The following is a 25,983-nucleotide window of genomic DNA, read 5'->3' on the forward strand; positions in this document are numbered from 1 at the left end:
AGTTTACAGGTCTAGAACACTAGCCTCTTCCGGCGTAATCCCACGGTATATCCCGCAACCTTCAGTGTGGTTCCAAGAAATCTGCAAGAAGGGAAACCCTTCCTTTGTACCACCTGAAAGTCGTTGCCATCTGCCCGGCCTGAATACGCCTGGCAATGTGCCCTGTGGTGCCAAGAATGGTAAATCACGCTTTAAGATGTGCGCGGAAACATTGCCTGGATTGTCCTTCATCCATTTAAGGACTTCATATTGATTAGGTGATGCTTCGGTTACGAACTGCTGAAGGATTTCGATGTTAGATCTTTTAGCAATTGCACCATTGGCATTGTTCTCAGAAGAACCTTCCTCGCTGGACAATTGACTATGCCCATGTTGTAGCTGTTCCAGTCGCAATTCCAGCAATTCCTTTAGATTAGCTACTTCTCTCTCGTTGTCAAGATCAACCTGAAATGTCGTTTGCATTTTTGTACCTCCACATTCAAAATGTCTTACTAAAGCAATAGTAATCCATTTGAATATTCCTGTCAAGCAAAATTTGCTTTTGAATATTCAAATGCGCATTTAGAGAATTTTGAATAGAAAGCAATTTCACATGGCAACTTTCGCCCTACTTATGATACGGTTCACCGTAACATCTATAGAGCGAAATTGAAAGGCACCCATTCGGGTGCCTTGAGCTTGGTTTAATTTGAATTCAAGAAAGACTGGTTTGGAAAACTCACAAAGGGCATTCAGACAAGCTAAGTAGATTATCAGGTTGGGAACCATCGGCCACTGTTTTTAAATACTTGTGACCATACTGACTTTTGGCTACAATCACATCTACGGTCCTTCCACCCGCACTCACATAGAAGGCCCACTTTCCATTTTCAATTCCTTGTATTGCGTCCTGCTGTGTAATACGCCATCTTGTTCCGTTTGCATTTTTACCACCAACATGTGTGATTCTTTCATGTGGGTTATATCTTTCGGACTTGTTAACACATGTAATCTGATGCCTATCAGCCATTCTGAAGCCTCCCTTAGAAATATAATTAGTACTGACTTTTCCTTTTTATAGGATATATAAAACATACGTTCCTGTCAAGAACATATGTTCTAAATTGGAGTGTAACTCCTCAACAATGCCATTGCTTCTGTTGTTCGTTTCAAATCATAGAAAAGGGAGCAAAGCTGCCTTTTCTATATTCAATGGTTATCTTGTCGTCTTTCGGAAAATCAACAGATGTTCATGGACAATTGGTACAAATCGCCCTCGGTATTGATACCGTCCAGATGCTACATTGTGCTGGAGCTTAATGATATGTGATTCTAAGGTTCCTGGGTAATTCATGTCCTTGATTATAGAGTAGTACTTGGCGTTCCTTCTATAGTCACCGATCAAGATAGCCAATCTACCACCTACCCGAAGGCTATTCATTAGTTTTATATTTACTCTGTCTAATTTATCTATGTAATCCTGGTAGCTCAGTGCTCTAGAGAGGTCATCGTCATGGGCTTCACCCCACACTTGCCCTGAGTAGACAACCATATCAAAATAAGGAGGATGGCTAAATATCAAATCGGTACTTACTGGTACCTCATCTTTTAAAGCATTCCATCCGCCCCACTGTGGATTGAGGTCAAGGTGAACGGAATTGGTGAACCCTAACTCTTTAGCCACCTCGTAACCTGTCCCTCCGCCAGCAAATACTTCTAAAAACTTTTGAGGTTTATAAAACTTCAATAAGTCTAAAATGACATATCCCGAGCAATTTCCCCTGTAGTCTGACTTTCCCCATTTACCCCTTACCGGATAAGATAGAACGCTTCTCATAAAACCTCCTCTGAACGCAAAAAAGCACACCCAAAAAAAAGTGGGCATGCTTTGCTCCAATGCATTATAATTATATTTACTTTATTATTCTATAATATCATCATGTCACCTAAGAATAAAGTACAAAGTATAAGGCGGTAAACCACATGGATAACATAGCGATGCTTAACAAGGAAGTAGAAGTCCCTCATTTTATAAAATACATGGGTTCCAAACGAAAGATCATCAACTTTGTTGTGGAAGCAATCAACGAAGTTAAGACAGTTGGGCCTGTTTGTGATTTGTTCGCAGGGTCTAGCGTACTATCCGGCATTCTCAGAAATCAAACTCATATGATTAGTAACGATATTCAAGCCTACTCCGCTGTCTTGGCCAGAGCTTATCTAACCAGCTATAATTGGGAATCTTGCCCTTCACTTGTTCAAGATGTGGTTTCTTCGGCAAGTGAGAAAGCTAACAATTTCTTTGAAGCTTTCCCAGATCTGAACTTCGATTATGAACAAGATTTCACTGTGGGTGAATTTGTGTCGCTAGAAGAAAAGCAACGTCAACTTATCGACTACGATTTTAGTTCCTTTGACTATCATTTATTTGCAAAGAACTATTCCGGAACATACTGGTCCTTTAGTCAATGCGTATGGATCGATGCTTATAGAGCAACCGCTGAGGAGTATAAGGAAACCCATTTCTATCACGCGATATTGGCCTCATTGATGTTCGCGATGTCTTACAATTCCCAAAGTACCGGGCATTATGCACAATATCGAGACGCTACAAGTCAATCCTCCATGGAGGACATTTTGACTTATCGAAGAAAGGAAATTACCCCTTTCTTCATTAGAAAAATGGAAGAACTGCAGCAAACCTTAAGTACAAACAATTTCTCATTTGATACCTATTGTATGGACTATCGTGATTGCCTTGGGCAACTCCCTAAACATGCTGTAGTTTATGCTGATCCTCCGTATGCCTTTGTTCATTATTCCAGATTCTATCACGCCATTGAAACGTTGGTGAAATATGACTATCCAGAAGTTCGACACAAAGGCAGATATAGGACTGACAGACATCAGTCACCATTTTGTATTAGAACTCAAGTAGAAGATGCATTTCGAGAAATGTTCCAAAGAGTAAGTAACAAGGAGGCTAATCTTGTCTTGAGTTATAGCAACACGGGAATGATTGATTTGGATGCTCTTATTGACTTGGCCACAAGAACACTCGGAAGTCACTATATTATTGACACCAAAACCGTAGATTATTTACACAGCACGATGGGCAGAAGAGAAGATAAGAGTAGAAATGTTCAAGAGGCACTAATTATTGCCAAACAAGTTTAAGAGATTATAATAAAGGATCATTCTTTATGTTATGATAAAGGATGATCCTTTTTGTTCGTTCCATCTACTCAACGTAACACTGTTTCTCAATAGCAAACACAAGCAGAGGGCATCCACCACCAGCTCGCCCGTCGATTCGCGGTTTCAGCTTTCCAAAATGCGTGGTTGATGGTCCATAGGAACTACCTTTCCCCAGTTGATTGAAAACTGACTGCAATCCTTCTGATCTCGTTATGATAACACCTACGCTCAAAGCATTCACTTCATGCAGTAGACGGAAGTTATTCAAATCTCTGTCATAGAAGGGATCCTTATTATTCCACTCAATCTCGATACCCACACGGTTTTTAAAACAGTCCACTTTATGAGAAGGTGTATGATATGGCACATCGTCTACCATAATATCAATATGGAATTGTTGCTCTTTCCATCCAAATGAATAGAACTTGCTATCAAGCTTCTCAGAAATAGGTGACTTTCTCCCACCTGGAGTGAGGATGTCCTCCTTCTTTAAGACAAATTCCCCAAGTACAGTAATAATCTCCTCGTATTCTTCTCGAAAATCTGTCATAAGAATAGCACTGGCATGATTCCTTTCAATAATATGAAACTTGTCATGAATTTGCTTAGGGATATCAACTATTGACATATTTTATACCACCTCTAAAAGTTGTTAGATGAGATATCTCAAGAAATCAAGGTCCTTGATTGAATTATATTCCAGGACAATATACAAAGTCAAGGTCCTTGATGTCGGTGAATACCCTTATTTTAAGGCAATAAAAAATCAAATCAAGGTCCTTGATGCCAACCCCTAAGATATGCCAGTATGAACACCCTTCAAAATCAAAAGACATTTCATAATCCTAAGTCACTGGGCCACATATTCAGCATAAAAGCAGAAACACGATTCTATGCCATCAAACGGAGCATCCCAAACTCCAAGCACAAGACGCTCTTACTTTTTAACGATTTTCCCCTATTATGACGGCATTGTTTTGGCCTGTCTCTATTACTGTGTACTTGTATATTTCCCACCTAAAACATACCTTCTAAGTGCCAAGAATACAGACCAAACAAGAAGGAGAATCCAAAAAAATGACAACTCATCAAAATGTAATTTTGTCTTTATTGAAAAAACAATTAGAAACCAGCGGTTTTAACGGGCCACATCAGCAAAATGTCTGGATTATGGCAGCAGCGGCCGTCGATTACCTTGGGAAACTGAATGCTCCTAATGCATACGCAGAAATACCTACCCATGTTGTACGCCTCATTCTCCGTACGACCGACGAAGCCGGAACTAACGACTACGTAGACGGAACAGACGTCTACGTTAGGCTAGACCAAGAAAACCAGATAGCAGATTTCGTGTGGGAGGACCTCTGGGCAGAGGGACCTCCCATTTTTCATGGCGGGACTATCCCCGACGCACTCCGATGGGTACGAGATCTCGCAGAACCTTTCTACATTCAGCTTAGGGACCCGTTTCTGACACCTGAGCAGTGGATTTCCCTGAACGGCCATGACAAGGACTTCGCCGAGCCACAGTTAAAGGACGATCAGAAGGAAGACAGATGCATGATAGACGATGAACTTGACCTACCCTTCTGACCAAACAGAATTTCGTCAATTACGTCTATTCCGACAAGTCAGCTATCAAAACGAAAAAGGAGGAGCCCACAATGGCCCTAACCATCAGTGAGAATAAGAAAAAATCCGTCGTTGCTTACATTAACGATCACTTCGACAAGCACATGTCGCACTTCCCCTACGCCAAGTACCCAACAGAACCGCTCAACCAGTGGCGCGAGCAGTTCTCCGATCCGAAGGCAGTCGACCCGAAGACGATTCGCACAGCGCTGTCCTGGCGCGGCGGACTCTGGCAGCGGAAAGACGCGCCCTACGCCCAGCGGCAGACTGCCCTGTCCGTCGTCAGGTTATGGCCGGAGTTCGTGCGGGAGGAGGCTGCTGAACCCGCCCATGTGTTCGACTTCTGGACAAACAGGCTCGAAAACGACCCCCTCGCCTTCGATACCGCCTCATTTCTCGCCCATCTGATCTGCCCTGACGCGCTAGAGCTGGCGGACGCACAGCGGTTAGAAGCGATGTGGGACCTCCTCAAGGAGGTCGGGCATGATGGCGGCGAGCCTGACGACGGCTTCAGCCTGGACGTACTCCTGCGTTACACCGACTTTTTCCGGGCACTGCTCCCCAAGATGCAGCCCAAAGATGCGGATCGGGCGCGTGTCCAGCTGGACCGCTTCCTGAAGGCATACGGGAACCGGCACGCCCTGGCCAAGCTGGCGGGCAAGACTCCGCCCACCATTGAGCCCGTGATTCAATCACTGAATTGGGGAACCATCGACTGCAAGAAATACGCTCCCGAACGAATAGCGGGAAGGGCAAATGCGGACGTGCTGTTCGCCTGCCTGCTCCTCGCCCTCGACAGGCAGCCGGAACGCAAGGAAAAGCTGACCGTCGGGGAAGTTGCCGAACTTGTTCCGCTCGGAAGCGGCGGCGTCTGCAATCCGGGCAGCTACCACTACGCCATGATCGCCCTCTTTGGGGGCCAGAAGGGACGTGACTTCTTTACATTCGAGGATGGGACGCTACATGCGGCGTTCACCGCCCAGGCCAACCAATCGAGCCGGGACATGCGCTTTTATCGCAAGCATGCGGATGCATCTATCACTATCAATCCGAAGTACGCCCGTACTTGACCCGCAAGCTTGCGTCATTTGCGTCGACAGCGACAAGGACGGTACCGACGATTTTTGGAACAGCAACAAATCCTGAATAACATCAATTTCCATTGAAAAGGAGACTCACCTATGTCCAAGACAAACCGAAACCCCCAACTGGCAAAGAAGGCAGATCAGCTGCCGGAACAGGCCGAGGCGTCACAGAACCTGCCGACCGGCGTTCTTCTTTATGTGAACAAGCATTCTCTCAGCCTCAACATCTCCACCGCATTCCCAGTGGGTCTCGAAGCTCATTGCCAGTTTTCAAAAGCAGATCGGAAGCCATTGAAGTGCAGGCTTAGTCTCATTTACCGAGCGGTAAGGCCGTGATAATAAATAAAAGGGCGAGCGCTGCAGCCTACGCTGCCCGCTCGCCCCCTTCTCACGATTCGTGCTCTGCTTTCCTGTCAAAGGTATCGAACATGTCCTTCGCCATACGATGCACCAGCTTGATTTCCGGCAGACTGCGGTCCCTGAGCAGGTACAAATGAATGTCCAAGATCTCCTGCTTTTCCAATTCCCCGTCCAAATCCGCGACCTCGTCCAGTCTACCAAACTTAAGTGCCTCTACCGGGTCGGCCCCCAGGGCCGACATGATTTTTTCCAGTGAATTCAGAGAGATGTTCCGGTTCCCCCTCTCTACGCCCCCGATATACGAATCCTGTAGCTCGGCCAACTCTGCCAGCCTGGCCTGCGACAGTCCCTTCTGCACTCTTAACTGCTTGATTCTGGCGCCTACCAGCGCCAAGAAGTCAGACATTCCTACCACCACCCTTATCCAAAGGGTAGGAAATAACATCTCTATCGGACAGAGCACCAAACTAGAAGAAAATGTTGTAAATAATACTTATAAGTTCTTATAATGAGGATATAGTACGAATAGTACCTGAGACGCACAAATTCGACATTTTACTTGCGTGGGTACGGCCACCATTACGAAAGGAGAAGAACAAAGAACTACTTATGACACAGCATTTTTGCAGACCAAATTTCTAACATAGGAGCGATTTGCAAGTGAGCACATTCGGAATCATTCTCGGCCTTATCGTTGGTATTGTCCTATTTATTATGCTGAATCGGATGTTCAGCATTACCTTCGGCGGGTTCTACAGCATGATCGTCGTTTTCGGCATCTGCGTCATGATCGGTTTTGCCATTGTAGAGTGGGGAATCGGCTTTATCAAACACCATTACATCTGGACTGCCATCATTGGCGTCGTCCTTGCACTAATCGCTTATGGAGCCAAAAAAGGAGTTCCAAAGAACCAGCAGGAATAAGCCCAATGAATTATGAATTTCCCACATGCAGGAAGGATTTTCCTGACATATCGAGAATTATTGTCTGATGTCGAAATTAAACATAGAGGGGATACTAGAAAATGAAGCTTTCGAAGGTCAAAGTCATTGTCTCACTACTCTGCGTGTTTCTGCTTGGGTTCGGAGTAGCTACAGCAGCCACGAACCCCATTCTCAAGATCGGGCTGGACGGATTTACCCTGACTACGAACAAGGGCAAGATACAGGTCGGAGACAAAATGGTACCCGCAACGATCGCTCAGAACGGGACTACATACATCGCTGCACCAGCCATCGGAACGGTCTTCCAGGCAAATTATGCGTTCGACTCCAAAACGAGCACCTTCATGTTCAATAGCTATAAGAAGGATCAGGACAAAGCGCAAATTCAGAAGCTTCAAGGCCAGGTCTCCACTCTGAAGCAGCTTCTGGCCCAGGCACAATCAACCAAAAATAATGCAGACGGCTGGCTGGAATATCATTCAAAGCATTTTACGCTCCTATACACGAAGCAATATGAAAAGGACGTAGAAAAAGCCGCTGCCGATTTCGAACAAGGGTACAACGTCGCAACCACAGAGTTTGCATCCCTCGTGCCAGAGATCGGTAGCATTCTGAACGACGGTCTTCATCCAATCTATATTTATTTGCATCCTGTTGCGATCGATAATGTTGATGAGGGGAACGCCTATAATAAAACCTATGGCACTGACAATGTATTGAAGACAGAGATTCACGTTCTGACGCCGTCCGCTTATCAGAAAAAGTGCTGTACGCTCGATGGGGGCACTTACGATGATCCGTCTTACTTCACCCATTTGTTCAAGCACGAATACATCCACACTCCGCAAACCCTTTTACAAGAAACAATTCGCCGGGGAGATAAAACAGGATGGTTTACCGGTGGAGAAGAGATGCAATGGATCAAGGAGGGACAAGCAGAATACCTGGCGGCAAAAGATACCGACGATCTCAAGAAAGACAAGACACACTGGAAACCAATCATACTTGAGAAGCCTCAGGAGCATATCATCATCTATAAAGACAATATTTCCGTGAAAACACAGTATATCGGCGGTTACATGTTTACAGCATTCTTGTACGAAACCTACGGTAGCGACAAGTTCAACAGCTTCCTGGCAAGCACACAGCCGACGATGGAAAAGGCCTTTGTTCAAACGTTCGGTAGCTTCGAACAAGTCAACACGAAATGGCTGGAGTGGCTGAAAAAGTAGGCGCTAGCCGACATGGTGAGAAGATCCGATTCTTCCTATTTAATCGGGTCTTCTTTTTTTCCTTTTGATGAGGTCACCCCTCCCTTCCATTTCCCTCACTCGATCGAGACGGGAGAACATAACATACCAGCATCGCATACACCTTCCAAAATGCACTCTCTCCAACCGACATATATAATTAAAGAAAGAATAGGGGCGAAAAATGGAGGAAGCATTATCAACATGAACAGTAACATTCTTAGATTATCACCAAAGGGCCGGAACCTGAAAAAGTTGGTTGAAAAGTGTCACTGCTTATACGATGAATTCGGTATAGATGTGACCCAAAAACAACAAGCGCGAAAATTTGTTGCCCCCAGCCGTATTCCTACTCTCCACAAAATCCTCACTACCAATCAGAACATGAATCAGCTCTTCCCGGATCGGAGTGAATGTGAGCGTGCCAAGATTGAGTGCAGGGAAATGGCAAATGAACTTTCTAAAGCCCTTGGAAACAAGCGTAAGACCAGAACCGCCATCGAGAGGGCAAAGAATAGAGAGCAACAGGAAAAGGAAGAGGACAAGTCCAAGAAACGGGCCCGACTTCTCAAGCACCTGAACAAAGAACAGCTTATAACCACCCTGCTCAAACACACCCCGGAAACTGAGCTAAAAGTGCTACTTCAAGAGGCTAGGCAGAAGAGAGAGCAAAAGCGTGCGCTTAAGGCGCAGGATACCGATTCGTGAAACAAAAGGAAGAGCCCTGTACAAGCCCTGGACTCTTCTTTTTTCTATTTTCGAGAAAAGAAGAGAATGAAAGAGGAAATCCGCTAAGAAAGTATGATTTCCCCTCCAAAATTCAGGGATTTCAAAAACAACGAAAATAGCGGAAGCCGTATCCGGCAGTTCCCCCTCCCCAATCAGTCTGATCGCCCCTGGCCAGTCCCGCTTGGCGCAGAATGACAGAAATACAGGCATCCAATATGATAATTACATAAACAAACGCACCTTGAAAACAAAACAGACAAGCACCAAATGTACCACTGGGAAATCCCCGCTGCAAAGACTGCCTGCCAGTGTACAACATTCCGCCACAGACGCCAAACCCGCCCTGCTTCTTTCGGGACGGAAAGGTCGATCCGGGCGGTAACCGGCCGGCAAGGCGGGGCCTATCAAAAGAAGAGGGAGTGCTAGAAATGCAAGTAGACAAATTGTACCGCCCATGCCCCAACCTTTCGCAGTTGGAGGACGGCGATCATCTGGGTGTCATCGTTCGCTCGGAATGCCACTGTGCAGATGGGGAATCCCCGGCAAAACTAAGGCTTGGTCTTCATCTCCTACCCGAGGGAAGCGATCACCCCTATTACCTGGAACATGTCGTCCCTGTGGACTGGGAGCCGGGTAGTCAATTCATTCATACTCTCACCGTGCTCCAGTGTCTTCCCTTGGAAGGTGGATACCTGAACCCGGAAGATCTCCTTGGTACGGCTATAATATCGACTATTTCAATGGGGACAATGGGTAACACAGAGGGAAATTACACCATCGTAGATATTCGGGCGGCGACCGAGGAAGAAATCGCCCGTACCGATTGGGACCCGGAGGACGACTTTCCTGATTCAGAAGACGATACCGGCGTGATGGATGAGGGCCTCCTTGCGTACGAAGAGGATGCCAACGGAAACACAGAAGACGATATTGACGAGCTTGACTGGGATGACCTTTTCTAGTCACGCTTGCAGGACACACTTTAAGCAACTCGTTTGTTAAAAACCACATTCGGAAAGAGGGATTCAGAATGAAAAGCAGGCTTGGGGAAAACCCGAAGGAAACCGATGTACAGAAGCTAATCAATCTCGGCGCTGACGGCGTGTACTTCATGGATAATTTAGGCGAAGCATACGTAGAGATCACGGAAAAGAATGTCCGGCGCTCCCTGAAGGTTAACAGCAAAGCATACAAGCTTTTCCTTCACCAACGTTTCTATAACGCTACAGGCAAGCCTGTGAGCCTGGAAGCATTGAAGCAAGCAGCCTATCACTTCGAGTCCATTGCTACATTCGATGGAAAGGTCAGAAAGCTATCCAGGCGTGTAGCTCTTGCAAAGGACGGACGCATTGTTTACGACCTGGCCGATTCGCAGTCCGGTGCCGTCATCATCGGCCCCAATGGATGCCGGGCATATAAAAACGGGCCCGGCATCTTCCACCGTACCACGAATACGGCTCCGCAGGTGTGGCCTGATTTCGATGAGGAGCACGACCTGCTTAAATTGCTGTCGAAACATTTCCGAACCCAGCTTAAAAAGGACCTCTTCTTACTGGCCGTCTACATTGTTAGCTGTTTCATTCCGGAAATGCCTCATCCGCTTCTCGTGCTCGCCGGGGAGAAAGGCGCCGCGAAGTCCACTTCCATGCGGATGATTCGCGCCATCGTCGACCCTGCGAGAACGGATTTGCTTTCCATGCCCAACAGCACCGACAACCTGGGCATCATTCTAAGCAACAACTACATGCCGGGTTTCGACAATCTTGATCACCTATCGCCCGAACGGAGCGACCTGTTATGCATGGCAGCCACTGGGGGCAGCATCGCCAAAAGAAGACTTTATACCGACGACGAGGAAGTCATACTCCAGCTCAAACGCTGCGTCATGCTTAACGGAATAAACATTGTCGTTACGCGCTCAGACCTGTTGGACCGCTCCATTGTCATCGAATTCAAGCGCATCCCGCCCTCCGAACGAAAGGATGAAGGGGAAGTATGGGATGCTTTTCGAAAGGACCTGCCCCAAATCCTGGGCTCGTGCCTTCTCTTGCTCTCCAAGGCGATGGCCATTTTCCCACAAGTGGAGCTTGCCGAGAAGCCAAGGATGGCCGACTTTGCCAGATGGGGGTACGCCATTGCCGAGGCCATGGGGAAACCAGGTCAGCTTTTCCTGAGAGCCTATAATGAAAATCAGCAATGCGCAAGCCAGGAAATCCTGCACAATAACCCCGTAGCAGCGGCCCTCTTGAAGCTCATGGAAGACCGGCGGGAATGGGAGAGCAGCCCAACCGCCCTGTACACGGCGCTTCAGGATGTATGCATGAGAAACGCCATCCGCATCTCCGGAAGGAACTGGCCCGAGAGCCCGAACGCTCTCACCCGGCGGATGAACAACCTGCGGTCGAATCTGGAACAGGCCGGACTTTTCTTCGAATCCCGGAAAACAGGCGACAGAAAGATCATCATTACCAACGAACACTACAAGCCGGTTTCTTCCCTCTCCCTCAAGAAGAGACGCAGAGGGAAAATGAACCCCTGAAGGAAACCGTCCTTACCGCCCCGATCGTCCAGGCACAAGCGCCGGTTCGGGCAAAAATTAGAAGGCAAAAAGATTGGGGTCGCCCCAAGCGGAATGTCTGAAATTTCAGATATATATTATTTCCTTGTACCCCTTGAGTAACAGGGGCGGAACAATACCCGCTTGGAGGCGAAACCTATATGTTAAACATTCACTGCACGACAGACATAGACACCATGGCTCACAAATGCGCGCCCGTCCTGATACGCGCAGCAAGAGAAGAGCTCGACCAGCTTCGCAAGCTGCTGGATTTCGACGGTAAGGGAGACGGCTTTCGGCTAGACGGCAGAGGCTACAGCATCGTGTGCCTGGAACCCCAGGAACCGAAAGCCTCCATCTTCTCACTCGGCCTCAGGTATCCCTACCTGAATGTAGAGTTCGTCGAGCTGCTTACAATTAAAGGCATCCCGTACTACCGGATCATGCTCATGCACGATAACGAGAGCTTCACAAGCGTGTTCTCCTTGAAGGGAGAGCAGGAGGTCGAACTGGAAACATGGCTTGCCTTACAGGCTATTGAAGAGGAGGCCGATCCGGAATGACGGTAAACGAAATTGAAAAGCCAGCGAAAAGGGTTCAGGTGGTGAGCCTGCGGCTGGTTCGCGAGAAAACGTCCATCCTGTACCCACAGCGGAGAATCTACAGGGCGGCCGATGCCGCTGACTTATTTCTCCAATTTCTCGGTGACTTTGACCGGGAGGCGTTCTGCATCCTCACTTTGGACACCAAGAACCAGCCGACAGCCATACACATGGTATCCTGCGGGACGCTCAACGCCTCGCTGGTGCATCCGAGGGAAACCTACAAGCTCGCCATTCTCGCCAATGCCGCATCCATCATCGGATGCCACAACCATCCGAGCGGGGACCCGACGCCAAGCTCCGAAGATGTCGAAATCACGGAACGCATTCGGGATGCGGGTTTGCTTATGGGGATCGAGCTTCTCGACCACATCGTGCTGGGAGAAGGGAACTTTGTCAGCCTGAAAGAACGAGGACTAATGTAAATATTTAGAAAGGGGCACGACCACCGATGGCAAAACTCACTTTCGCTCCGCGCGCGGCGACCAAAGGAATCTGGGACAACCTTCCCCATGAATTGCCGTACATCCTGTTTAAATTTATTGACGCGCAGCTGGACCAGGACCTGGAGATGGACTACCTGCAAATCTTCGATTTGTCGGTGCGAGACATCGAGGGGCAGAAGGTTCAGCATATCATCCATCGTCAGGAGCAGCCTGAAAGACGCACCGAATACACGCTTGGCGGCATCGAAAATCCCGTCGACCTCACCGTCTGGATCGTCGACGAGGGCATTCACGCCCAAATCATGCTACCCGAAGAATACTGAAAACTACAAACAACAGGGAGGAATCAGCCATGAATACCATACAAGAATCGAACGAACAAGACCTGTTTATCGATGTCCTTGCCGACATGATCTGCCAGTACCTCGATGCCGAACAGGAGCGGCAACAGCGCGCAGCCTTCTGGCTGAATTACCTCGCAAGTCTGGGCATCGAAGCGCAGATTGTGGCGTAGGGGGTGCTCCATGAATTACGAGAAACAACTGGCCGCCCTGTACATTCGCGTTTCAACCGAGCAGCAGGTCGAGGGCTTCAGCCTGGACGCCCAAAGGGACGCCTTGCAGGACTACTGCCGCAAGTCTCACATCGATGTTCACAAGGTTTATGTCGACGCGGGTCGCTCGGGTAAGTCCATCGAAGGCCGACCGGCACTTCGCGAACTTCTGGAAGACGCCCGCAGCGGTCGCTTCCGGCAAGTCGTGTGCCTGCGGCTGAATCGGCTCTCCCGCAATCTGAAGGACCTCCTACACATCGTGGAATTGCTGGACAGGTACGGCATCGTCCTGCGCAGCCTGACGGAGGAGTTCCAGACGGACACGCCGATGGGCAAGTTCGCTCTTCAGATGGCCGGGTCCGTGGCCGAACACGAGAGGCGGCAAATCGCACAGAACGTCCGCCACAGCATGCAGCAGCGCAGCAGGCTCGGCAGATGGAACAGCGGCAATCAGGTTCTCGGATACCGCTGGGTCACCCATCCCGACGACCCGCGCCTTTCTTACGTGGAGATCGTGCCCGGGGAGGCCGAGCGGGTCGCCTCCATTTTCGAGATGTACGCCAGCGGCCTCGGCCTGAAGGCCATCGTCAACCGATTGAACGGACAAGGCCACAGGACGAAGCGCGGCAAGGCCTTTCATAGCATTTCGGTACGCGGCATCCTGACCAACGTGAACTACATCGGCAAGATTACCTACACGGACGAGCAAGGCAACAAACAAACGGTGGACGGCGAGCACGAGCCAATCATCCCGAAAGAACTTTGGGAGCGTGTGCAGCTGCGGCTTACCGGAAGCTCTTGCCCGCCTACAAAGCGCATCACGCGTCCCTTCCCGCTGTCCGGGCTTCTCAAGTGCCCGAACTGCGGAAGCAGTATGATTCCGTCCCACGTAACACGGAAACGAAAGAACGGCGTTCATTCCAAAAGCTTCTACTATGTGTGCAGTCGCTACAACTCCGGAGGAAGCAAGGCTTGCCGGGCGAACCATATTCGGGCTGATGAAGCCGAATCCTGGGTCGAATCCCGGGTCCGGCATTTCATCACCCATCCTTCCGTTGCAGAGCGGCTGGTGGAGGAGATCAATCTCAGGCGGGACAGGAAGTTGCTGCCTATCCGGCAGGCATTGAAGCAAATCGACGCCCAGCTCGCCTCTCAGAAAAAGCGAAGCCTCCGATGTTACGAGCTTTTCGAAGATGGGCACATCGATGCCCCGGAACTCCGAAAAAGGCTGGATGAGATTCGGGCTGAATCAGGGCTTCTGGAGGAAGAGCGGGAAAAATTAGAACGATCTGTAGCCGGACAGCCCGAGCGCCCCATTCCTGAGGCGAGCATTCGGCAAGCGCTGGACAGCTTTCGGCCCATGATGCGGAATGCCTCACCCGAACAGCAAAAGAAGCTTTACCGAAGCCTTATCGATTACATCACTGTCCCGCGTGACCGGGACATCTCGGCGGCGACCATCCAGGGCACGTCAGCCCTGCTGAGTCTGGAGATTCCGCCGATTCCAACAAGGAGGGACAAGCAAGGATGAACCAAACAATAAGAGTCGCCATCTACGCTCGTGTCAGCACAGAGGAGCAAGCTGAGCACGGCTACTCCATCGACGCTCAACTTGAAACTCTGCGAAAGTATTGCGATGTATACAAATGGGAGATCGTGGGGGAGTACGTGGACCGGGGCGTCAGTGGAAAGAGCATTGAGGGGCGATATGAGCTCCAACGACTCCTTCGCGACGCTCAGGACAGGAAGTTTGACGAGGTGTTAGTCTGGAAATTCAATCGGATGGCCCGCAAGAACATCGACCTCCTCCATATCGTCGACCTGCTGGAAAAGAACAACGTCGCCTTCCGCTCACTTTCCGAGAATTTTGATACAACCACGTCTATGGGAAAATTCGCACTTCAAATGATGGGTGCTGTGGGGGAGCTGGAGCGCAACACGATCGTGGACAACGTGAAGATGGGCCACAAGCAGCGCGCCAGAACGGGCAAGCACAACGGCAAGGTGCCGATCGGCTACCGGAGCGTCAAGGTCGACGAACGCGGGAAAGAGACAAGGATTGTCGTCATCGAGGAGGAGGCGGCACTTGTCCGCAACATTTTCGAACAGTATGCCGCCGGTCACGGCCTGAAGGCGATTGCCAACGACCTGAACCGCCGGGGCTACAAGACCAGGACTGGCAAGACTTTCTCCACTTGCGCCATCCGGGACATTCTCGACAATCCGATGTTTGTCGGAAAAATCCGCTATAACCGCTACGAGAACTGGGCGGAAAGACGCCGCAATGGCAAGTCCACCGAGCTCATACTTTCCGAGGGCCATCATCCGGCGATCATCTCTGAAGAGTTATGGGAGAAGGTACAGCTCCTGCGGCAGAAGAAGAGTGTCATGCCGAAGAAGCGTTTCGAGGGGGAGTACTTGCTGACCGGGCTCATCCGATGCCCCGAATGCGGCGCGGCGATGACCGCAAGCCGCACGGTAAACCGGGCGAAGGACGGGACGAAGATCGTCCGCATGTACTACTCCTGCGGTCGCTTTCGCAGCCAGGGCAGTTCGGTCTGCCACGCCAACAGCGTCCGCAAGGACGAGGCCGAAAAAGCCGTGACGGAGCGCATCCGGCAGGCAGTGACTCAGCCTCACATTCTCAAGAAAGTCGTACGCAGCATCAACGAACACCGATCGGGACGCATCAAGCCGCTTCGCGACGAGTTAGCGGCAGTACAAGCCCGCATCGACAGGCTGGAGGAAAAGAAGCGCAAGTACCTCGGGCTGTACGAGATGAACGAGATCGACCGCGACTTGTTCGCGGAACGCCTGAACGACCTGAACAGGGAGCTCGACACCGAGCTTACCCGCCGATCGAAGCTGGAACTGGAACTCCGCGACGATCAGGCCGAGCCCGTCTCCTACGAGCTCGTACGTTCCCTGGTGGGCAGGTTCGACACCCTGCTCCACCGCTCGCCGTTCCCGCAGCGCAAGACCCTGATGCACCTGATCGTAAAGAAGATCACGCTGGACGAAAGAAAGCGCGTCGGCAGCGTTGAGCTCGTCTTCAACGAGGAGACCGAGAAGCATTTTTTAAGCGTAGCCCCTTCTGCTGACAAAGCAGAGGGGGCTTTTCCTTTGCCCGGAAAAGCCCCTTCGTTAAATCAAAAGTTATCTATTTTCATCTAATTTAGTTTACAGGTCTAGAACACTAGCCTCTTCCGGCGTAATCCCACGGTATATCCCGCAACCTTCAGTGTGGTTCCAAGAAATCTGCAAGAAGGGAAACCCTTCCTTTGTACCACCTGAAAGTCGTTGCCATCTGCCCGGCCTGAATACGCCTGGCAATGTGCCCTGTGGTGCCAAGAATGGTAAATCACGCTTTAAGATGTGCGCGGAAACATTGCCTGGATTGTCCTTCATCCATTTAAGGACTTCATATTGATTAGGTGATGCTTCGGTTACGAACTGCTGAAGGATTTCGATGTTAGATCTTTTAGCAATTGCACCATTGGCATTGTTCTCAGAAGAACCTTCCTCGCTGGACAATTGACTATGCCCATGTTGTAGCTGTTCCAGTCGCAATTCCAGCAATTCCTTTAGATTAGCTACTTCTCTCTCGTTGTCAAGATCAACCTGAAATGTCGTTTGCATTTTTGTACCTCCACATTCAAAATGTCTTACTAAAGCAATAGTAATCCATTTGAATATTCCTGTCAAGCAAAATTTGCTTTTGAATATTCAAATGCGCATTTAGAGAATTTTGAATAGAAAGCAATTTCACATGGCAACTTTCGCCCTACTTATGATACGGTTCCCCCCGATTGATCTTCACCGCGCGATAAATCTGCTCCACCAGCACCAGGCGCATGAGCTGGTGCGGCAGCGTCATGCGCCCGAAGCTCAAGCGCTGCTGGGCGCGGCGCAGCACCTGATCGGAGAGCCCGTGGCTCCCTCCGATCACGAACACGACATGGCTCGTCCCGTAGGTGCCGAGCCGGTCGAGTTCGGCGGCCAGCTCCTCCGAGCTCCAGAGCTGGCCGCCGATGGCGAGCGCGATCACGTGCGCGCTCTCCTTCACCTGCGCGAGGATGCGTTCGCCCTCGCGCTCCTTCACGATGGACACCTCCGCTTCGCTTAAGGTGTCCGGCGCTTTTTCGTCCGCGACTTCGATCACCTGGAATTTGATGTACGGGGTCAGCCGCTTGGCGTATTCCTGGATGCCCTGCACCAGATACTTTTCCTTCAATTTGCCGACGCCAATGATTTGAATCAACATGAAGAATCCTCCATCTCTCATACATGGGTTATGTATTTATTATGGCAGGCGCTGCCTGCTTTCATTTTCCTTTAAGGCTAAACGTGCAAAAAGGAGCGTGCTCCCACGCTCCTCTTTCGCCTTTTCACTTATGTCAGACCACCAGAAACTTGCCTGCCTGCTCGCAATGCGCACACTGCACCGGCGGATCCCAGTCGGAGAATTCCGTTTCCTTCAAATCCACGATGTCCGGAGCATCCTCGTATTCGTCCACGAACATGTCGATGGCAAGTTCCAAATGTTCTTTGCATACTACGTACATATCGAAAGCATCCCTTCCAGCGCTACACAAGGTTGTGATCCTGCCCTAGTTTTACTGACTTTAGCCCTTCATCAGGCGTATGCGCGCCCGGTTTTCCCAGAGCTTTCTTTTGATTATACCATGGACGGGCCTGCGGCGGGGGAAACTTCTGCCTGCCCGTAAAGGGAACCGCAAGGATCGTCGCTTGCTGCTGCTCCCTTTCTTATTTTGGCTCCAATGCGTTTTATTGATCCGGCTTTTCCGCCAGCTTCACATTGGTTGTTTGCTCTTTTCCGTCGCGATAAAACGTGACCTTCACGGTATCGCCGATTTTGACTTTGTCGTACAGAAATTTTTTCATTTCCAGCGTCGTCGGGATCGGCGTATCATTGAATTTCACGATCACGTCGTTCAGCTGAAGTCCGGCCTCCTGCGCGGGCCCGATCGCATCCAGCACCACGACGCCGTCCTTGACGTCGCTTGGCAGCTTCAGCTCTTTGAGCTGGTCTTCCTCTAAAGGTGCATAGGAGTTGTTCAGGTCCATCGAATAAATGCCGATATACGGACGGGCAACTTTTCCGTGCGTCATCAGCTCGTTGACCGTCTTCATCACCTGATCGGCCGGGATCGCGAATCCCAAGCCCTCTACCCCGGTGTCGGCGATTTTCATCGTGTTGATCCCGATCACTTTTCCGTTCAGATCGACGAGCGCTCCGCCGCTGTTCCCTTCGTTGATGGCCGCGTCGGTCTGGATGACCTCCTGCTCCCAGTCGTATACGCCGTCCTGGTTCAGCGAAACCGGCACGATGCGGTTCGTGTAGCTCACGATGCCGGAGGTCAGCGTATCGCCGAGCCCCAGCGGATTGCCGATGGCCAGCACCGTCTCCCCGAGCCGCAGCTTCCCGGAGTCGCCCATTTCGGCCACTTCGCCGATGTTTTTTCCGTCCACGGAAAGCACCGCGATATCGTTCACTTTATCGGCGCCGACAAGCTTCGCTTTTTTCATTTCGCCATTGACCGTCACCGCCTCGAGCTCCTGCGCGCCTTCAATGACGTGGTTGTTCGTTATGATAAAAGCCTGCCCTTTGTCTTTTTTGAAAATGACGCCCGATCCCAAAGCTGACTCTTCCAGACTTTTATCCTTCTTCCCGTCCTTGTAATTCACGATGCTCACGACGGTAGGCCGCACCTTGGCCGCAGCCTGCACCAGTCTTTCGTAGGGATCGGCGGCGCTGTCCACCTGCTTGGAATTCAGGGCGGCGACCGCATGCGGCGCCTTCCCGGAGGCAGGCAGACCCGTAATCATGCTGAACAGCAGCACGGCCACGAACGCACTGATAACCGAACTGATCGTTGCGATCTGAAGCGTCGACAGCCCGCGGCTGCTCCTGGATCTCGGCCAAATTTCCCGTGCCTTGCGAGCACGGCCGAATACACGTCTGCGTTTCGTCACTTTGGTTGAATAAAAATCATCTTGAAACAGCCCCATGAGATCCTCTCCCCTTCGTTATCAAGCGCCTAAATTCCGTTTCTGCCGCCTTTCTCCAATACCCATATAGGTATGTAATCCATCCGATGTCCTATACCTAAAGATTACCTCTTCGGCGCCGTTTTTTCTGTAGTGCAAAAGTCTCCATTCGGAAAACATTTCCGAGCAGAGGGCCTACAAAGCAAACAGGCCGTTTTAAGCCAATATTGTCTCGGGATACAAGGCTGCATGTTCTTGAAAGTTAGGCTCCCATATATCTTAAACTAACCGATGGCCGTAAAGGTTTCGTTTCGCCGGCCCTTTATTTTTCTATCACCCTAAAAATGTGCCTTCAAGCAGAAAATCAGGAAATTTTTATGGAAAATGGGCCGTTTTGCAAACCTTCTCTTTGAAAATAGGAATAATTCAGGCGGCGGGCTACTAGAATAAAAGAGAAAGCACCTCTTATACTTCACAGCATACCTGAACATAATGGCATTCCCGCGGCAAAAAACGCGATGCCCCTGCCAAAAAAAGGGTTGGAGGTCAAACGCCATAAGCCCTCGCACAGCAAGGCATTTCAGGTTTTTCAGGTACTAATCATTGTACCACAAGGGGGCTTTAGGTCCCAATTGAAATCGAAATCGGCCGCTGGTGATTTGTGGAATCGATTCGCCTGTTTTTGGGAAAAATAGCATTAACGATCCAGTCGTCTTCTAAACGATAAAACGATATAAGGAGGAAGAACAGATGATAGAGCGGTTTCCGTCCGGCATGGACTACGTGCAGTTGATGGCCAAGCTTGGGGATTTGAAAGAAGAGCATTACCGCAATACCCTTGCCTTAAGCACCATCATCGAGCTGCTGATCGACAAGGGCATCCTCACCCGCGAAGAGGTGGAGAAAAAAGCGGCGGAGCTCGACCAGTTTATGGTTCACTCACCTTATCCCACGGTGTAGGGCGGTCGTAATACGTATCGCATAATTTGAACTCGCTGTCTTTATAAAAGCAGCCGCGTTCCTCCATGCTGTCGCGCACCGTCATTTTGGCCAAATCCATCATGTTATGGTCGCGGCTGAGATGGGCCAGGTACGTTCGCTTCAGGTCGCCGGTCAGCAGCTCGCTTAAGGCTTCCCCTGCGTCCTCGTTGGACAAATGCCCCATGTCGCCCAAAATGCGGCGCTTGATGTTCCACGGATACCGGCCCATCCGCAGCATCTCGATATCATGGTTCGATTCAAGCACAAGCACGTTCGAATCGCTGATGGCCTGCTTGACCTTGTCGCTCATATAGCCGAGGTCGGTCGCCACGCTCAATTTTTCGTTTCCGTCGTAAAAGCAGTATCCTACCGGCTCGGCCGCATCATGCGAAATCCCGAACGATTCCACCCGCAGCGTGCCGAAGTCGCGCACCTCGCCGGTGCCCAGGACGACCCGGTTTTCCTCCGCGATTTTGCCGATGGACTTCTCCATCGCTTCCCATGTTTTCTCATTCGCATAAATCGGCAGGTCGTATTTCCGCGCCACGGCGCCGAGGCCTTTGATATGGTCGGAATGTTCGTGGGTGACCAGAATTCCGTCGATCTCCTCTCCCGTCACGTCCCGCTCCTTCATAAGCTCGTCAATCCGTTTGGCGCTCAGGCCCGCATCGATCATCAGCGTCGTTTCTTCATTTCTGACGATCGTTGCGTTCCCCGTCGACCCGCTGGACAACACTGTAAAAGATATCCCCATTCCCGTTACTCCCTTTCTTTCTCGGTCTTCGGACTGGTCACAGTGACATCTCCGCTGATGCCCTGAACGTAATACATATCCCCGCTTTCCAATGTGAACCGCCACGACGGGGCGGCTACCTGGCTTTCCGAATTGTATACTTGCCCGTAATATCCAAGCTGTATGTCCTTGATCGCCGATCCCGGCGGAAGATGCCGCTCTACCAGCGTTTTCAGCGCGTTGCTCGCAGGCATCATTTTTTGATGCTCTTCATCGTCCACCGCAGTAATTTCAACCGGCGACTGGCGGTAGGAGATGATCCGCTGCTCGCTGTAATACAGCTCCAGCTGATCGTTAAACAGCGGCCATTTGTGGTCCACAAGCGTATGCATGACGAACCGGCCGGCCGCTCCGGCTTCCTGGATGCGTTCGAGCTCGCTTTTGGTCGCGTATTCGCTGGCCTGCGGGTCATACTGATAGTTCGCGATGTCCGGAATCGATTGCTTCAGGGCATTGACCAGCTCCCGTTCTTTGAAAATCAGCTGGCTTTCGATATGCTCCCCAAGCGTAACCTGCCGCCCGACGCTGTCCCCGTTGACGTATTGGTACGTAATTTTCGGCAGCTGCGGCGTCATGCTCGGAATTTGGCACAGCAGCTGGATCGACTTTTCCTTCATCACCTTCTGCGTGCTTTCCGATAAGGAGGCGAAATCCAGACTGGTGTCCGCCTGCTCGCGCATGTCGATCCACAGCTGGTACCCCAGCACCAGGTTCAACAGCAAAAAAGCGTATATCAGCACGTTTTTGGCCCGTCCCCAATCCATCGCTTCGCCTCCTTGAATCGTTTATGAAGCTTGTTCAGCGGCCGCTTCGCAGGCCCGCCAGCGGTTCATCGCCGGCAGGTCCCGCCGCCAACCCGCATCTTGCGTTTCTCTATCGGATGGTCCGGATTTGCCCGTTGGCCAGCTTCACCGCCCATACCGGCGCCAGTTTCAGCTTTCCTTCATCCAGCTTGGGCAAATAGGCCGGGTACAGATCCTCGATCGGCGAATCCTTGCTGATGGCAAGCAGCATCGGCCTTAAGCTGTTTCCGGCCGGAAGCTTCCTCACCTGCTTCGATTGCCCTGGCTTCATGTAAATCAACGACCGCTCATAGGTGGACACGTTGCCCTGCTGCAGGTCCAGCTTCATTTTGCCGTAATGGAAGCCAGGCGTATCCAAAACGGGGTAGGAGCCGAAATACTGCTGGAACACGACCTGGTTCTGCCCGACGCCGACGCTTGACAAATCCACGCGGTATTCGCCGTTCCAGCCGCCATGCTCGTTCACGAAGTCCACGGCGGCCAACATATCCTTGCTGTCGCTGCTCTCCCCTGCCGGGGGCGCTGCCGGATCGGTGTAGCTCATCCATTTTTGCTCCTGGCGCACCTGCAGGCTGCGTTTCGAATCGGTATAGATCTCCGAGCCGTCCTTCTCCCGAATGTACCGGGTGATGCCCGGGTCGAAAAAGAGGCTCTGCTGCATCTGCGCCACCGTATACGATCCGATCTCCAGGTCCGCCTCCACGACGTCGAGCGGCTTTTCCGGCACGTAATAAGCCCCGCCGTTTTGCATCGAATACGGAATCCAGTTCTTGCCGAAATCCACGTGCTGCTGCACGTCCTGGACGGTCAAATCGACCTTGGCCGCTTCGTACATCACGTCCCCTTGCGTGCTGAAAAATAGCGCATGCGTTTTCGATTCGCTTGGCGTGTTATAGATCCAAATCCGGTTGATGCGCTCTGCCTCAAACAGCGAATCGGGCTGAATCTGCATCACGCGTTCGAGCAGCGATACGGGAATTCCTGCGCCGAAGGTCAGCTCAATGCCGGGATTTTCGGTCCTGATTTTGTTCCAGTCCACGTTTTCCACGGATTCCCGCTGGAAATTTTCGAAGCTGCGCCCCTTGAGGCGCGCGTAGATCAATTTATAAAACGTCGAATTCGGATAAAAAACGGTATGCTTGCCTTCGCCCATATGGATGAGCATCTTGTCCGGATACACCATGTTTTCGATCCGCTGCTGCGGGCCCATGTTATCCGTCTTGATATAGGTATTGGTCGCTTTGGCGGCCGTATCGCTTCCCGGAAGCCGGTAGATGAGATAATAGCTCTGCACCAGGCTGCCCGCGACGAGCAGCAGCAGGAGGAGCGATTTCAACCGTTCCTTCATGACGCCACCCCCTCGTCTTCCGCCGGCGGCAGCGTAAACGTCACTTTCGTGCCCTGCCCGAGCTCGGATTGAATCGAAATGGTTCCGCCGTGCGCCATGACGATCTCCCTGGCAATGGACAAACCGAGACCGGTGCCGCCCATGCTGCGGGAGCGGGCCTTGTCCACCCGGTAAAAGCGCTCGAAGATCCGGTCCAGATCCTTCTTCGGAATGCCGATCCCCGTATCCTGTACGGCAATGGCCAGCATGCCCCCGGGCGCTTGCACGGCCCCCATCGTGATGCTTCCGCCGGGCTGCGTGTATTTCAGCGCATTGGACACCAGATTATCCAGCACCTGGTCGATCTGGTCGCGGTCGCACAGCGCTTTCGGAAGCCCGGCGCCCACCTTGACCTCGGAGCCGATATCCTTCTGCTGCATCTGGAAGGAGAAGCGGTCCGCCACGTCCTCCAGCATCTCCAGCACATCGGTCGGCTGCTTGCGCATGAGGGCCTCCTTGCTGTCCAGCCGGGACAGATGGAGCAAATCGGTCACAAGCCGGATCATCCGGCCGGTTTCGTTCTGAATGACTCCCACGAACCGCGAAGCCAGCGGCGGATCGTCCAGCGCGCCGTCATCCAGCGCTTCGGTATAGCTTTTGATCGTCGTCAGCGGCGTCCGCAGCTCATGCGAAACGTTCGCCACGAATTCGCGCCGCGACGCCTCGAGCTTTTCCTGCTCGGTAACGTCCTGCAGCACGGCGATCGTCCCCGTAATGCCGACCTCCCGGCGGTGGATCGGGGTAAAGGTCACCCGGATCATATAGGACCGGTCCGCCTCCTGGCTCATTTGCAGCAGCATCGTCACGTACGTCCCCTCCGTGAACATCTGCGTCTGTTCCTCGCTCAGTCCGAGCACCTCGGCGATGGCGGAGCCGGACACTTCTTCTTCATCCACGTTCAAAATGGCCGCCGCGCGGCGGTTCATCAGAATGATGCGCCCCGCTTCATCCGTCGCGATCACGCCGTCGCTCATGTTGGTCAGGATGGAGGCCAGCTTCTCTTTCTCCTCTTCATTGACCAGCAGCGCTTCCCGGAGGCGGGTCGTCATATAGTTAAAAGCTTCGCTCAACTGCCCGATTTCGTCGTTGCCGAAGACCGGCATCTTGAGGTCGAATTTGCCTTCGGCGACCGCCGTGGCATGCCGCGTCATTTCCTTGATCGGGTGCGTGATGGTATGCGCCAAAATGACGCCAAGCACCGCCGTCAGCCCGAGCGCCAGCAGGATGCCCGAAATGAAGATGTTGTTGACCCGCCCCATCGTCGTGTATAGCTCTTTCATCGAAGCGACGATATAAACCGCGCCGATGATTTTCCCCTTGTTGATCAGCGGTTTGGCGACGACCTTCTTCCGGACGTTGTCCTCGTCGATGACGTATTCCTCGTTGTCCTTGCTGCCTTGAAGGGCACGGCTCACCACCGTCTGGGTATTTTTGCGGCCGACGATGTCCATATGCGACTGATTGGACGTGATCAATACTTTTCCGCTTGCGTCCAGCACCTGGATTTCCGCCCCGTCCATATTGAACAGGTTCGTCACGATCGGCCCCAGGGTTTCGACGGAATTATTCTCGCCCGTATCGGCGGCGCTCTCCAGTTTCTCCGCAGCCAGCACAGACAAGAGCTCGGCTCTTTCCTGCAAATCTTGGGTGAAATTCCGGGTTAGCGAGTTTTTCATGGCACTCACGAAATAAACGCCAATCAGCTGCATGGCGATCAGGATGAGCAGCACATAAATAATGATCAGCTTCGCCTGAATGGTGCGGAAAAAGGAGGTCCACTTCATTTACAGGCCTCCGTTTTTGGGACTTCGCATCATGTAACCGAGACCGCGGCGCGTCAAAATATACTCCGGCTTGCTCGGATTTTCCTCGATTTTCTCGCGCAGCCTCCGAATCGTGACATCCACCGTCCGGACGTCCCCGAAATATTCAAAGCCCCACACCGCCTGGAGCAAATGCTCCCGCGTCATCACTTTCCCGGCGTTTTTCACCAGATAATACACCAGCTCGTATTCCCGGTGCGTCAAATCGAGCGCCTCGCCGTCCTTATACACCAAATACATGTCCGTATCTATAAAAAGGTCAAACAGCTGAATGCCCTGCTTCGTCTCCAGCGCCGCCACGGCAGCCGTTTCGGCCCCCGCCGTCTTCGTCTGCCGCCGCATCTGCGCCTTCACCCGGGCCAGCAGCTCGCGCGTGCTGAACGGTTTGGTGACGTAATCGTCCGCCCCCATCTCAAGGCCCAGCACCTTGTCGATCTCGCCGTCCTTTGCCGTAAGCATGATGATCGGCATGTGGAGCCCCTGCGCGCGCACCTCGCGGCAGACGTCCATCCCGTCCTTACCAGGCAGCATCAAATCGAGCAGCATCAGGTCCGGCTGGGTCGACAAGGCCATTTCAACCGCGCTGACGCCGTCAAAGGTGCAAATGACGTCATAGCCCTCTTTTTCCAAATTAAACTTCAAAATATCGGCAATGGGCTGTTCGTCATCCACTACCAAAATGGTTCCCTGCATTCGCCTTTCACCCCGTTCATCAAAGCTTGTACAGTCCTTTTCCCATTTTACCATACCTGGCTTCGCGTCACATCCCGTTCAAGCGGCAATTCCTGGGCAGCCTCCCTTGAAGCGAAAAGGCACCGCCTCCCGGAAGAGGCCGTGCCATGTACTTG

Annotated in this window: 30 protein-coding genes; 16 read left to right on the forward strand and 14 right to left on the reverse strand. The window is 51.4% G+C overall.

Going from position 1 to position 25,983, the window contains the following annotated elements; translation table 11 throughout:
• Positions 1-3: 3 nt before the first annotated feature.
• From MKY58_RS26920 to MKY58_RS26930, 3 genes are all read right to left on the reverse strand, one after another.
• On the reverse strand, positions 4-462 hold the full coding sequence (locus MKY58_RS26920; RefSeq protein ID WP_339322805.1) for a hypothetical protein: 459 nt from the start codon (positions 460-462) through the stop codon (positions 4-6).
• A 256-nt stretch (positions 463-718) separates the two neighbouring features.
• Positions 719-1,009: a DUF3892 domain-containing protein gene (locus MKY58_RS26925; protein ID WP_339322786.1), complete on the reverse strand. Its 291-nt coding sequence runs from the start codon at positions 1,007-1,009 to the stop codon at positions 719-721.
• 186 nt (positions 1,010-1,195) lie between these two features.
• The gene (locus MKY58_RS26930) at positions 1,196-1,816 is read right to left on the reverse strand and encodes a DNA modification methylase (RefSeq protein WP_339322787.1); all 621 of its coding nucleotides are present in this window, start codon (positions 1,814-1,816) and stop codon (positions 1,196-1,198) included.
• Between the two features lie 146 nt (positions 1,817-1,962).
• On the opposite strand from MKY58_RS26930, the gene MKY58_RS26935 reads away from it, so the two are divergent.
• Positions 1,963-3,156: a DNA adenine methylase gene (locus tag MKY58_RS26935; protein ID WP_339322788.1), complete on the forward strand. Its 1,194-nt coding sequence runs from the start codon at positions 1,963-1,965 to the stop codon at positions 3,154-3,156.
• 64 nt (positions 3,157-3,220) lie between these two features.
• Here the strand turns inward: MKY58_RS26935 and MKY58_RS26940 are convergent, their stop codons facing one another.
• Positions 3,221-3,805 (reverse strand): BglII/BstYI family type II restriction endonuclease, encoded by a 585-nt coding sequence (locus MKY58_RS26940; RefSeq protein WP_339322789.1) that lies wholly within the window; start codon positions 3,803-3,805, stop codon positions 3,221-3,223.
• A gap of 449 nt (positions 3,806-4,254) precedes the next feature.
• On the opposite strand from MKY58_RS26940, the gene MKY58_RS26945 reads away from it, so the two are divergent.
• The 3 genes from MKY58_RS26945 to MKY58_RS26955 all read left to right on the forward strand — a co-directional run bounded on the left by MKY58_RS26945 (position 4,255) and on the right by MKY58_RS26955 (position 6,230).
• The gene (locus MKY58_RS26945) at positions 4,255-4,770 is read left to right on the forward strand and encodes a hypothetical protein (RefSeq protein WP_339322790.1); all 516 of its coding nucleotides are present in this window, start codon (positions 4,255-4,257) and stop codon (positions 4,768-4,770) included.
• 71 nt (positions 4,771-4,841) lie between these two features.
• Positions 4,842-5,879: a hypothetical protein gene (locus tag MKY58_RS26950; RefSeq protein ID WP_339322791.1), complete on the forward strand. Its 1,038-nt coding sequence runs from the start codon at positions 4,842-4,844 to the stop codon at positions 5,877-5,879.
• A 111-nt stretch (positions 5,880-5,990) separates the two neighbouring features.
• Positions 5,991-6,230, forward strand: a complete 240-nt coding sequence (locus tag MKY58_RS26955) for a hypothetical protein (protein WP_339322792.1) — start codon at positions 5,991-5,993, stop codon at positions 6,228-6,230.
• 52 nt (positions 6,231-6,282) lie between these two features.
• Here the strand turns inward: MKY58_RS26955 and MKY58_RS26960 are convergent, their stop codons facing one another.
• On the reverse strand, positions 6,283-6,660 hold the full coding sequence (locus tag MKY58_RS26960; protein ID WP_339322793.1) for a helix-turn-helix transcriptional regulator: 378 nt from the start codon (positions 6,658-6,660) through the stop codon (positions 6,283-6,285).
• 254 nt (positions 6,661-6,914) lie between these two features.
• On the opposite strand from MKY58_RS26960, the gene MKY58_RS26965 reads away from it, so the two are divergent.
• The 11 genes from MKY58_RS26965 to MKY58_RS27015 all read left to right on the forward strand — a co-directional run bounded on the left by MKY58_RS26965 (position 6,915) and on the right by MKY58_RS27015 (position 16,510).
• Positions 6,915-7,178, forward strand: a complete 264-nt coding sequence (locus MKY58_RS26965) for a hypothetical protein (protein ID WP_339322794.1) — start codon at positions 6,915-6,917, stop codon at positions 7,176-7,178.
• A gap of 101 nt (positions 7,179-7,279) precedes the next feature.
• A complete protein-coding gene (locus MKY58_RS26970) occupies positions 7,280-8,431 on the forward strand; it encodes a hypothetical protein (protein WP_339322795.1) in 1,152 nt (383 codons plus the stop codon).
• Between the two features lie 222 nt (positions 8,432-8,653).
• Positions 8,654-9,157: a hypothetical protein gene (locus tag MKY58_RS26975; RefSeq protein WP_339322796.1), complete on the forward strand. Its 504-nt coding sequence runs from the start codon at positions 8,654-8,656 to the stop codon at positions 9,155-9,157.
• 449 nt (positions 9,158-9,606) lie between these two features.
• Positions 9,607-10,140 (forward strand): hypothetical protein, encoded by a 534-nt coding sequence (locus MKY58_RS26980; RefSeq protein ID WP_339322797.1) that lies wholly within the window; start codon positions 9,607-9,609, stop codon positions 10,138-10,140.
• Between the two features lie 68 nt (positions 10,141-10,208).
• Positions 10,209-11,717 (forward strand): hypothetical protein, encoded by a 1,509-nt coding sequence (locus tag MKY58_RS26985; RefSeq protein ID WP_339322798.1) that lies wholly within the window; start codon positions 10,209-10,211, stop codon positions 11,715-11,717.
• A 215-nt stretch (positions 11,718-11,932) separates the two neighbouring features.
• Positions 11,933-12,298, forward strand: a complete 366-nt coding sequence (locus MKY58_RS26990; RefSeq protein ID WP_339322799.1) for a hypothetical protein — start codon at positions 11,933-11,935, stop codon at positions 12,296-12,298.
• On the forward strand, positions 12,295-12,762 hold the full coding sequence (locus tag MKY58_RS26995; RefSeq protein WP_339322800.1) for a JAB domain-containing protein: 468 nt from the start codon (positions 12,295-12,297) through the stop codon (positions 12,760-12,762). Before MKY58_RS26990 ends, MKY58_RS26995 begins: the two co-directional genes overlap by 4 nt.
• Before the next feature lie 26 nt (positions 12,763-12,788).
• On the forward strand, positions 12,789-13,106 hold the full coding sequence (locus MKY58_RS27000) for a DUF960 family protein (protein WP_339322801.1): 318 nt from the start codon (positions 12,789-12,791) through the stop codon (positions 13,104-13,106).
• Positions 13,107-13,135: 29 nt separating this feature from the next.
• Positions 13,136-13,297: a hypothetical protein gene (locus MKY58_RS27005; protein WP_339322802.1), complete on the forward strand. Its 162-nt coding sequence runs from the start codon at positions 13,136-13,138 to the stop codon at positions 13,295-13,297.
• A 10-nt stretch (positions 13,298-13,307) separates the two neighbouring features.
• On the forward strand, positions 13,308-14,867 hold the full coding sequence (locus MKY58_RS27010) for a recombinase family protein (RefSeq protein ID WP_339322803.1): 1,560 nt from the start codon (positions 13,308-13,310) through the stop codon (positions 14,865-14,867).
• A complete protein-coding gene (locus tag MKY58_RS27015; RefSeq protein ID WP_339322804.1) occupies positions 14,864-16,510 on the forward strand; it encodes a recombinase family protein in 1,647 nt (548 codons plus the stop codon). The genes MKY58_RS27010 and MKY58_RS27015 overlap by 4 nt, the downstream gene beginning before the upstream one ends.
• A 6-nt stretch (positions 16,511-16,516) precedes the next feature.
• Here the strand turns inward: MKY58_RS27015 and MKY58_RS27020 are convergent, their stop codons facing one another.
• From MKY58_RS27020 to MKY58_RS27035, 4 genes are all read right to left on the reverse strand, one after another.
• A complete protein-coding gene (locus tag MKY58_RS27020; protein WP_339322805.1) occupies positions 16,517-16,975 on the reverse strand; it encodes a hypothetical protein in 459 nt (152 codons plus the stop codon).
• Positions 16,976-17,120: 145 nt separating this feature from the next.
• Positions 17,121-17,600, reverse strand: coding sequence for a 23S rRNA (pseudouridine(1915)-N(3))-methyltransferase RlmH (rlmH, locus tag MKY58_RS27025; protein WP_339325256.1), 480 nt, complete (start codon positions 17,598-17,600; stop codon positions 17,121-17,123).
• Between the two features lie 133 nt (positions 17,601-17,733).
• Entirely contained in the window at positions 17,734-17,901 is a 168-nt protein-coding gene (locus tag MKY58_RS27030; protein WP_339322806.1) for a CxxH/CxxC protein, read from the reverse strand.
• 223 nt (positions 17,902-18,124) lie between these two features.
• Positions 18,125-19,369: a trypsin-like peptidase domain-containing protein gene (locus MKY58_RS27035; RefSeq protein WP_339322807.1), complete on the reverse strand. Its 1,245-nt coding sequence runs from the start codon at positions 19,367-19,369 to the stop codon at positions 18,125-18,127.
• 729 nt (positions 19,370-20,098) lie between these two features.
• On the opposite strand from MKY58_RS27035, the gene MKY58_RS27040 reads away from it, so the two are divergent.
• Positions 20,099-20,308, forward strand: a complete 210-nt coding sequence (locus MKY58_RS27040) for a hypothetical protein (RefSeq protein ID WP_036710643.1) — start codon at positions 20,099-20,101, stop codon at positions 20,306-20,308.
• On the opposite strand, the gene MKY58_RS27045 is transcribed toward MKY58_RS27040, so the two are convergent.
• From MKY58_RS27045 to yycF, 5 genes are all read right to left on the reverse strand, one after another.
• Positions 20,277-21,083, reverse strand: a complete 807-nt coding sequence (locus MKY58_RS27045; protein WP_036710646.1) for an MBL fold metallo-hydrolase — start codon at positions 21,081-21,083, stop codon at positions 20,277-20,279. The two genes, MKY58_RS27040 and MKY58_RS27045, sit on opposite strands and share 32 nt — an antisense overlap.
• Before the next feature lie 5 nt (positions 21,084-21,088).
• Positions 21,089-21,886, reverse strand: coding sequence for a two-component system regulatory protein YycI (gene yycI, locus MKY58_RS27050; protein WP_036710650.1), 798 nt, complete (start codon positions 21,884-21,886; stop codon positions 21,089-21,091).
• 109 nt (positions 21,887-21,995) lie between these two features.
• A complete protein-coding gene (gene yycH, locus MKY58_RS27055) occupies positions 21,996-23,273 on the reverse strand; it encodes a two-component system activity regulator YycH (RefSeq protein WP_339322808.1) in 1,278 nt (425 codons plus the stop codon).
• Positions 23,270-25,096 carry a cell wall metabolism sensor histidine kinase WalK gene (gene walK / locus MKY58_RS27060; protein ID WP_339322809.1) on the reverse strand — a complete coding sequence of 609 codons (1,827 nt, stop codon included), beginning with the start codon at positions 25,094-25,096 and terminating at the stop codon, positions 23,270-23,272. The genes yycH and walK overlap by 4 nt, the downstream gene beginning before the upstream one ends.
• On the reverse strand, positions 25,097-25,828 hold the full coding sequence (yycF, locus tag MKY58_RS27065) for a response regulator YycF (protein WP_339322810.1): 732 nt from the start codon (positions 25,826-25,828) through the stop codon (positions 25,097-25,099).
• Positions 25,829-25,983: the final 155 nt, after the last annotated feature.

It is taken from the genome of Paenibacillus sp. FSL W8-0194 (assembly GCF_037969745.1).
Taxonomy (GTDB): Bacteria; Bacillota; Bacilli; order Paenibacillales; family Paenibacillaceae; genus Paenibacillus_AQ; species Paenibacillus_AQ cookii.

Bases quoted from the DNA above. Each gene is read 5' to 3' on its own strand.
- MKY58_RS26920 (WP_339322805.1), bottom strand. From the start codon at position 462: ATGCAAACGACATTTCAGGTTGATCTTGACAACGAGAGAGAAGTAGCT.
- MKY58_RS26925 (WP_339322786.1), bottom strand. From the start codon at position 1,009: ATGGCTGATAGGCATCAGATTACATGTGTTAACAAGTCCGAAAGATAT.
- MKY58_RS26930 (WP_339322787.1), bottom strand. From the start codon at position 1,816: ATGAGAAGCGTTCTATCTTATCCGGTAAGGGGTAAATGGGGAAAGTCA.
- MKY58_RS26935 (WP_339322788.1), top strand. From the start codon at position 1,963: ATGGATAACATAGCGATGCTTAACAAGGAAGTAGAAGTCCCTCATTTT.
- MKY58_RS26940 (WP_339322789.1), bottom strand. From the start codon at position 3,805: ATGTCAATAGTTGATATCCCTAAGCAAATTCATGACAAGTTTCATATT.
- MKY58_RS26945 (WP_339322790.1), top strand. From the start codon at position 4,255: ATGACAACTCATCAAAATGTAATTTTGTCTTTATTGAAAAAACAATTA.
- MKY58_RS26950 (WP_339322791.1), top strand. From the start codon at position 4,842: ATGGCCCTAACCATCAGTGAGAATAAGAAAAAATCCGTCGTTGCTTAC.
- MKY58_RS26955 (WP_339322792.1), top strand. From the start codon at position 5,991: ATGTCCAAGACAAACCGAAACCCCCAACTGGCAAAGAAGGCAGATCAG.
- MKY58_RS26960 (WP_339322793.1), bottom strand. From the start codon at position 6,660: ATGTCTGACTTCTTGGCGCTGGTAGGCGCCAGAATCAAGCAGTTAAGA.
- MKY58_RS26970 (WP_339322795.1), top strand. From the start codon at position 7,280: ATGAAGCTTTCGAAGGTCAAAGTCATTGTCTCACTACTCTGCGTGTTT.
- MKY58_RS26975 (WP_339322796.1), top strand. From the start codon at position 8,654: ATGAACAGTAACATTCTTAGATTATCACCAAAGGGCCGGAACCTGAAA.
- MKY58_RS26980 (WP_339322797.1), top strand. From the start codon at position 9,607: ATGCAAGTAGACAAATTGTACCGCCCATGCCCCAACCTTTCGCAGTTG.
- MKY58_RS26985 (WP_339322798.1), top strand. From the start codon at position 10,209: ATGAAAAGCAGGCTTGGGGAAAACCCGAAGGAAACCGATGTACAGAAG.
- MKY58_RS26990 (WP_339322799.1), top strand. From the start codon at position 11,933: ATGGCTCACAAATGCGCGCCCGTCCTGATACGCGCAGCAAGAGAAGAG.
- MKY58_RS26995 (WP_339322800.1), top strand. From the start codon at position 12,295: ATGACGGTAAACGAAATTGAAAAGCCAGCGAAAAGGGTTCAGGTGGTG.
- MKY58_RS27000 (WP_339322801.1), top strand. From the start codon at position 12,789: ATGGCAAAACTCACTTTCGCTCCGCGCGCGGCGACCAAAGGAATCTGG.
- MKY58_RS27005 (WP_339322802.1), top strand. From the start codon at position 13,136: ATGAATACCATACAAGAATCGAACGAACAAGACCTGTTTATCGATGTC.
- MKY58_RS27010 (WP_339322803.1), top strand. From the start codon at position 13,308: ATGAATTACGAGAAACAACTGGCCGCCCTGTACATTCGCGTTTCAACC.
- MKY58_RS27015 (WP_339322804.1), top strand. From the start codon at position 14,864: ATGAACCAAACAATAAGAGTCGCCATCTACGCTCGTGTCAGCACAGAG.
- MKY58_RS27020 (WP_339322805.1), bottom strand. From the start codon at position 16,975: ATGCAAACGACATTTCAGGTTGATCTTGACAACGAGAGAGAAGTAGCT.
- rlmH (WP_339325256.1), bottom strand. From the start codon at position 17,600: ATGTTGATTCAAATCATTGGCGTCGGCAAATTGAAGGAAAAGTATCTG.
- MKY58_RS27030 (WP_339322806.1), bottom strand. From the start codon at position 17,901: ATGTACGTAGTATGCAAAGAACATTTGGAACTTGCCATCGACATGTTC.
- MKY58_RS27035 (WP_339322807.1), bottom strand. From the start codon at position 19,369: ATGGGGCTGTTTCAAGATGATTTTTATTCAACCAAAGTGACGAAACGC.
- MKY58_RS27040 (WP_036710643.1), top strand. From the start codon at position 20,099: ATGATAGAGCGGTTTCCGTCCGGCATGGACTACGTGCAGTTGATGGCC.
- MKY58_RS27045 (WP_036710646.1), bottom strand. From the start codon at position 21,083: ATGGGGATATCTTTTACAGTGTTGTCCAGCGGGTCGACGGGGAACGCA.
- yycI (WP_036710650.1), bottom strand. From the start codon at position 21,886: ATGGATTGGGGACGGGCCAAAAACGTGCTGATATACGCTTTTTTGCTG.
- yycH (WP_339322808.1), bottom strand. From the start codon at position 23,273: ATGAAGGAACGGTTGAAATCGCTCCTCCTGCTGCTGCTCGTCGCGGGC.
- walK (WP_339322809.1), bottom strand. From the start codon at position 25,096: ATGAAGTGGACCTCCTTTTTCCGCACCATTCAGGCGAAGCTGATCATT.
- yycF (WP_339322810.1), bottom strand. From the start codon at position 25,828: ATGCAGGGAACCATTTTGGTAGTGGATGACGAACAGCCCATTGCCGAT.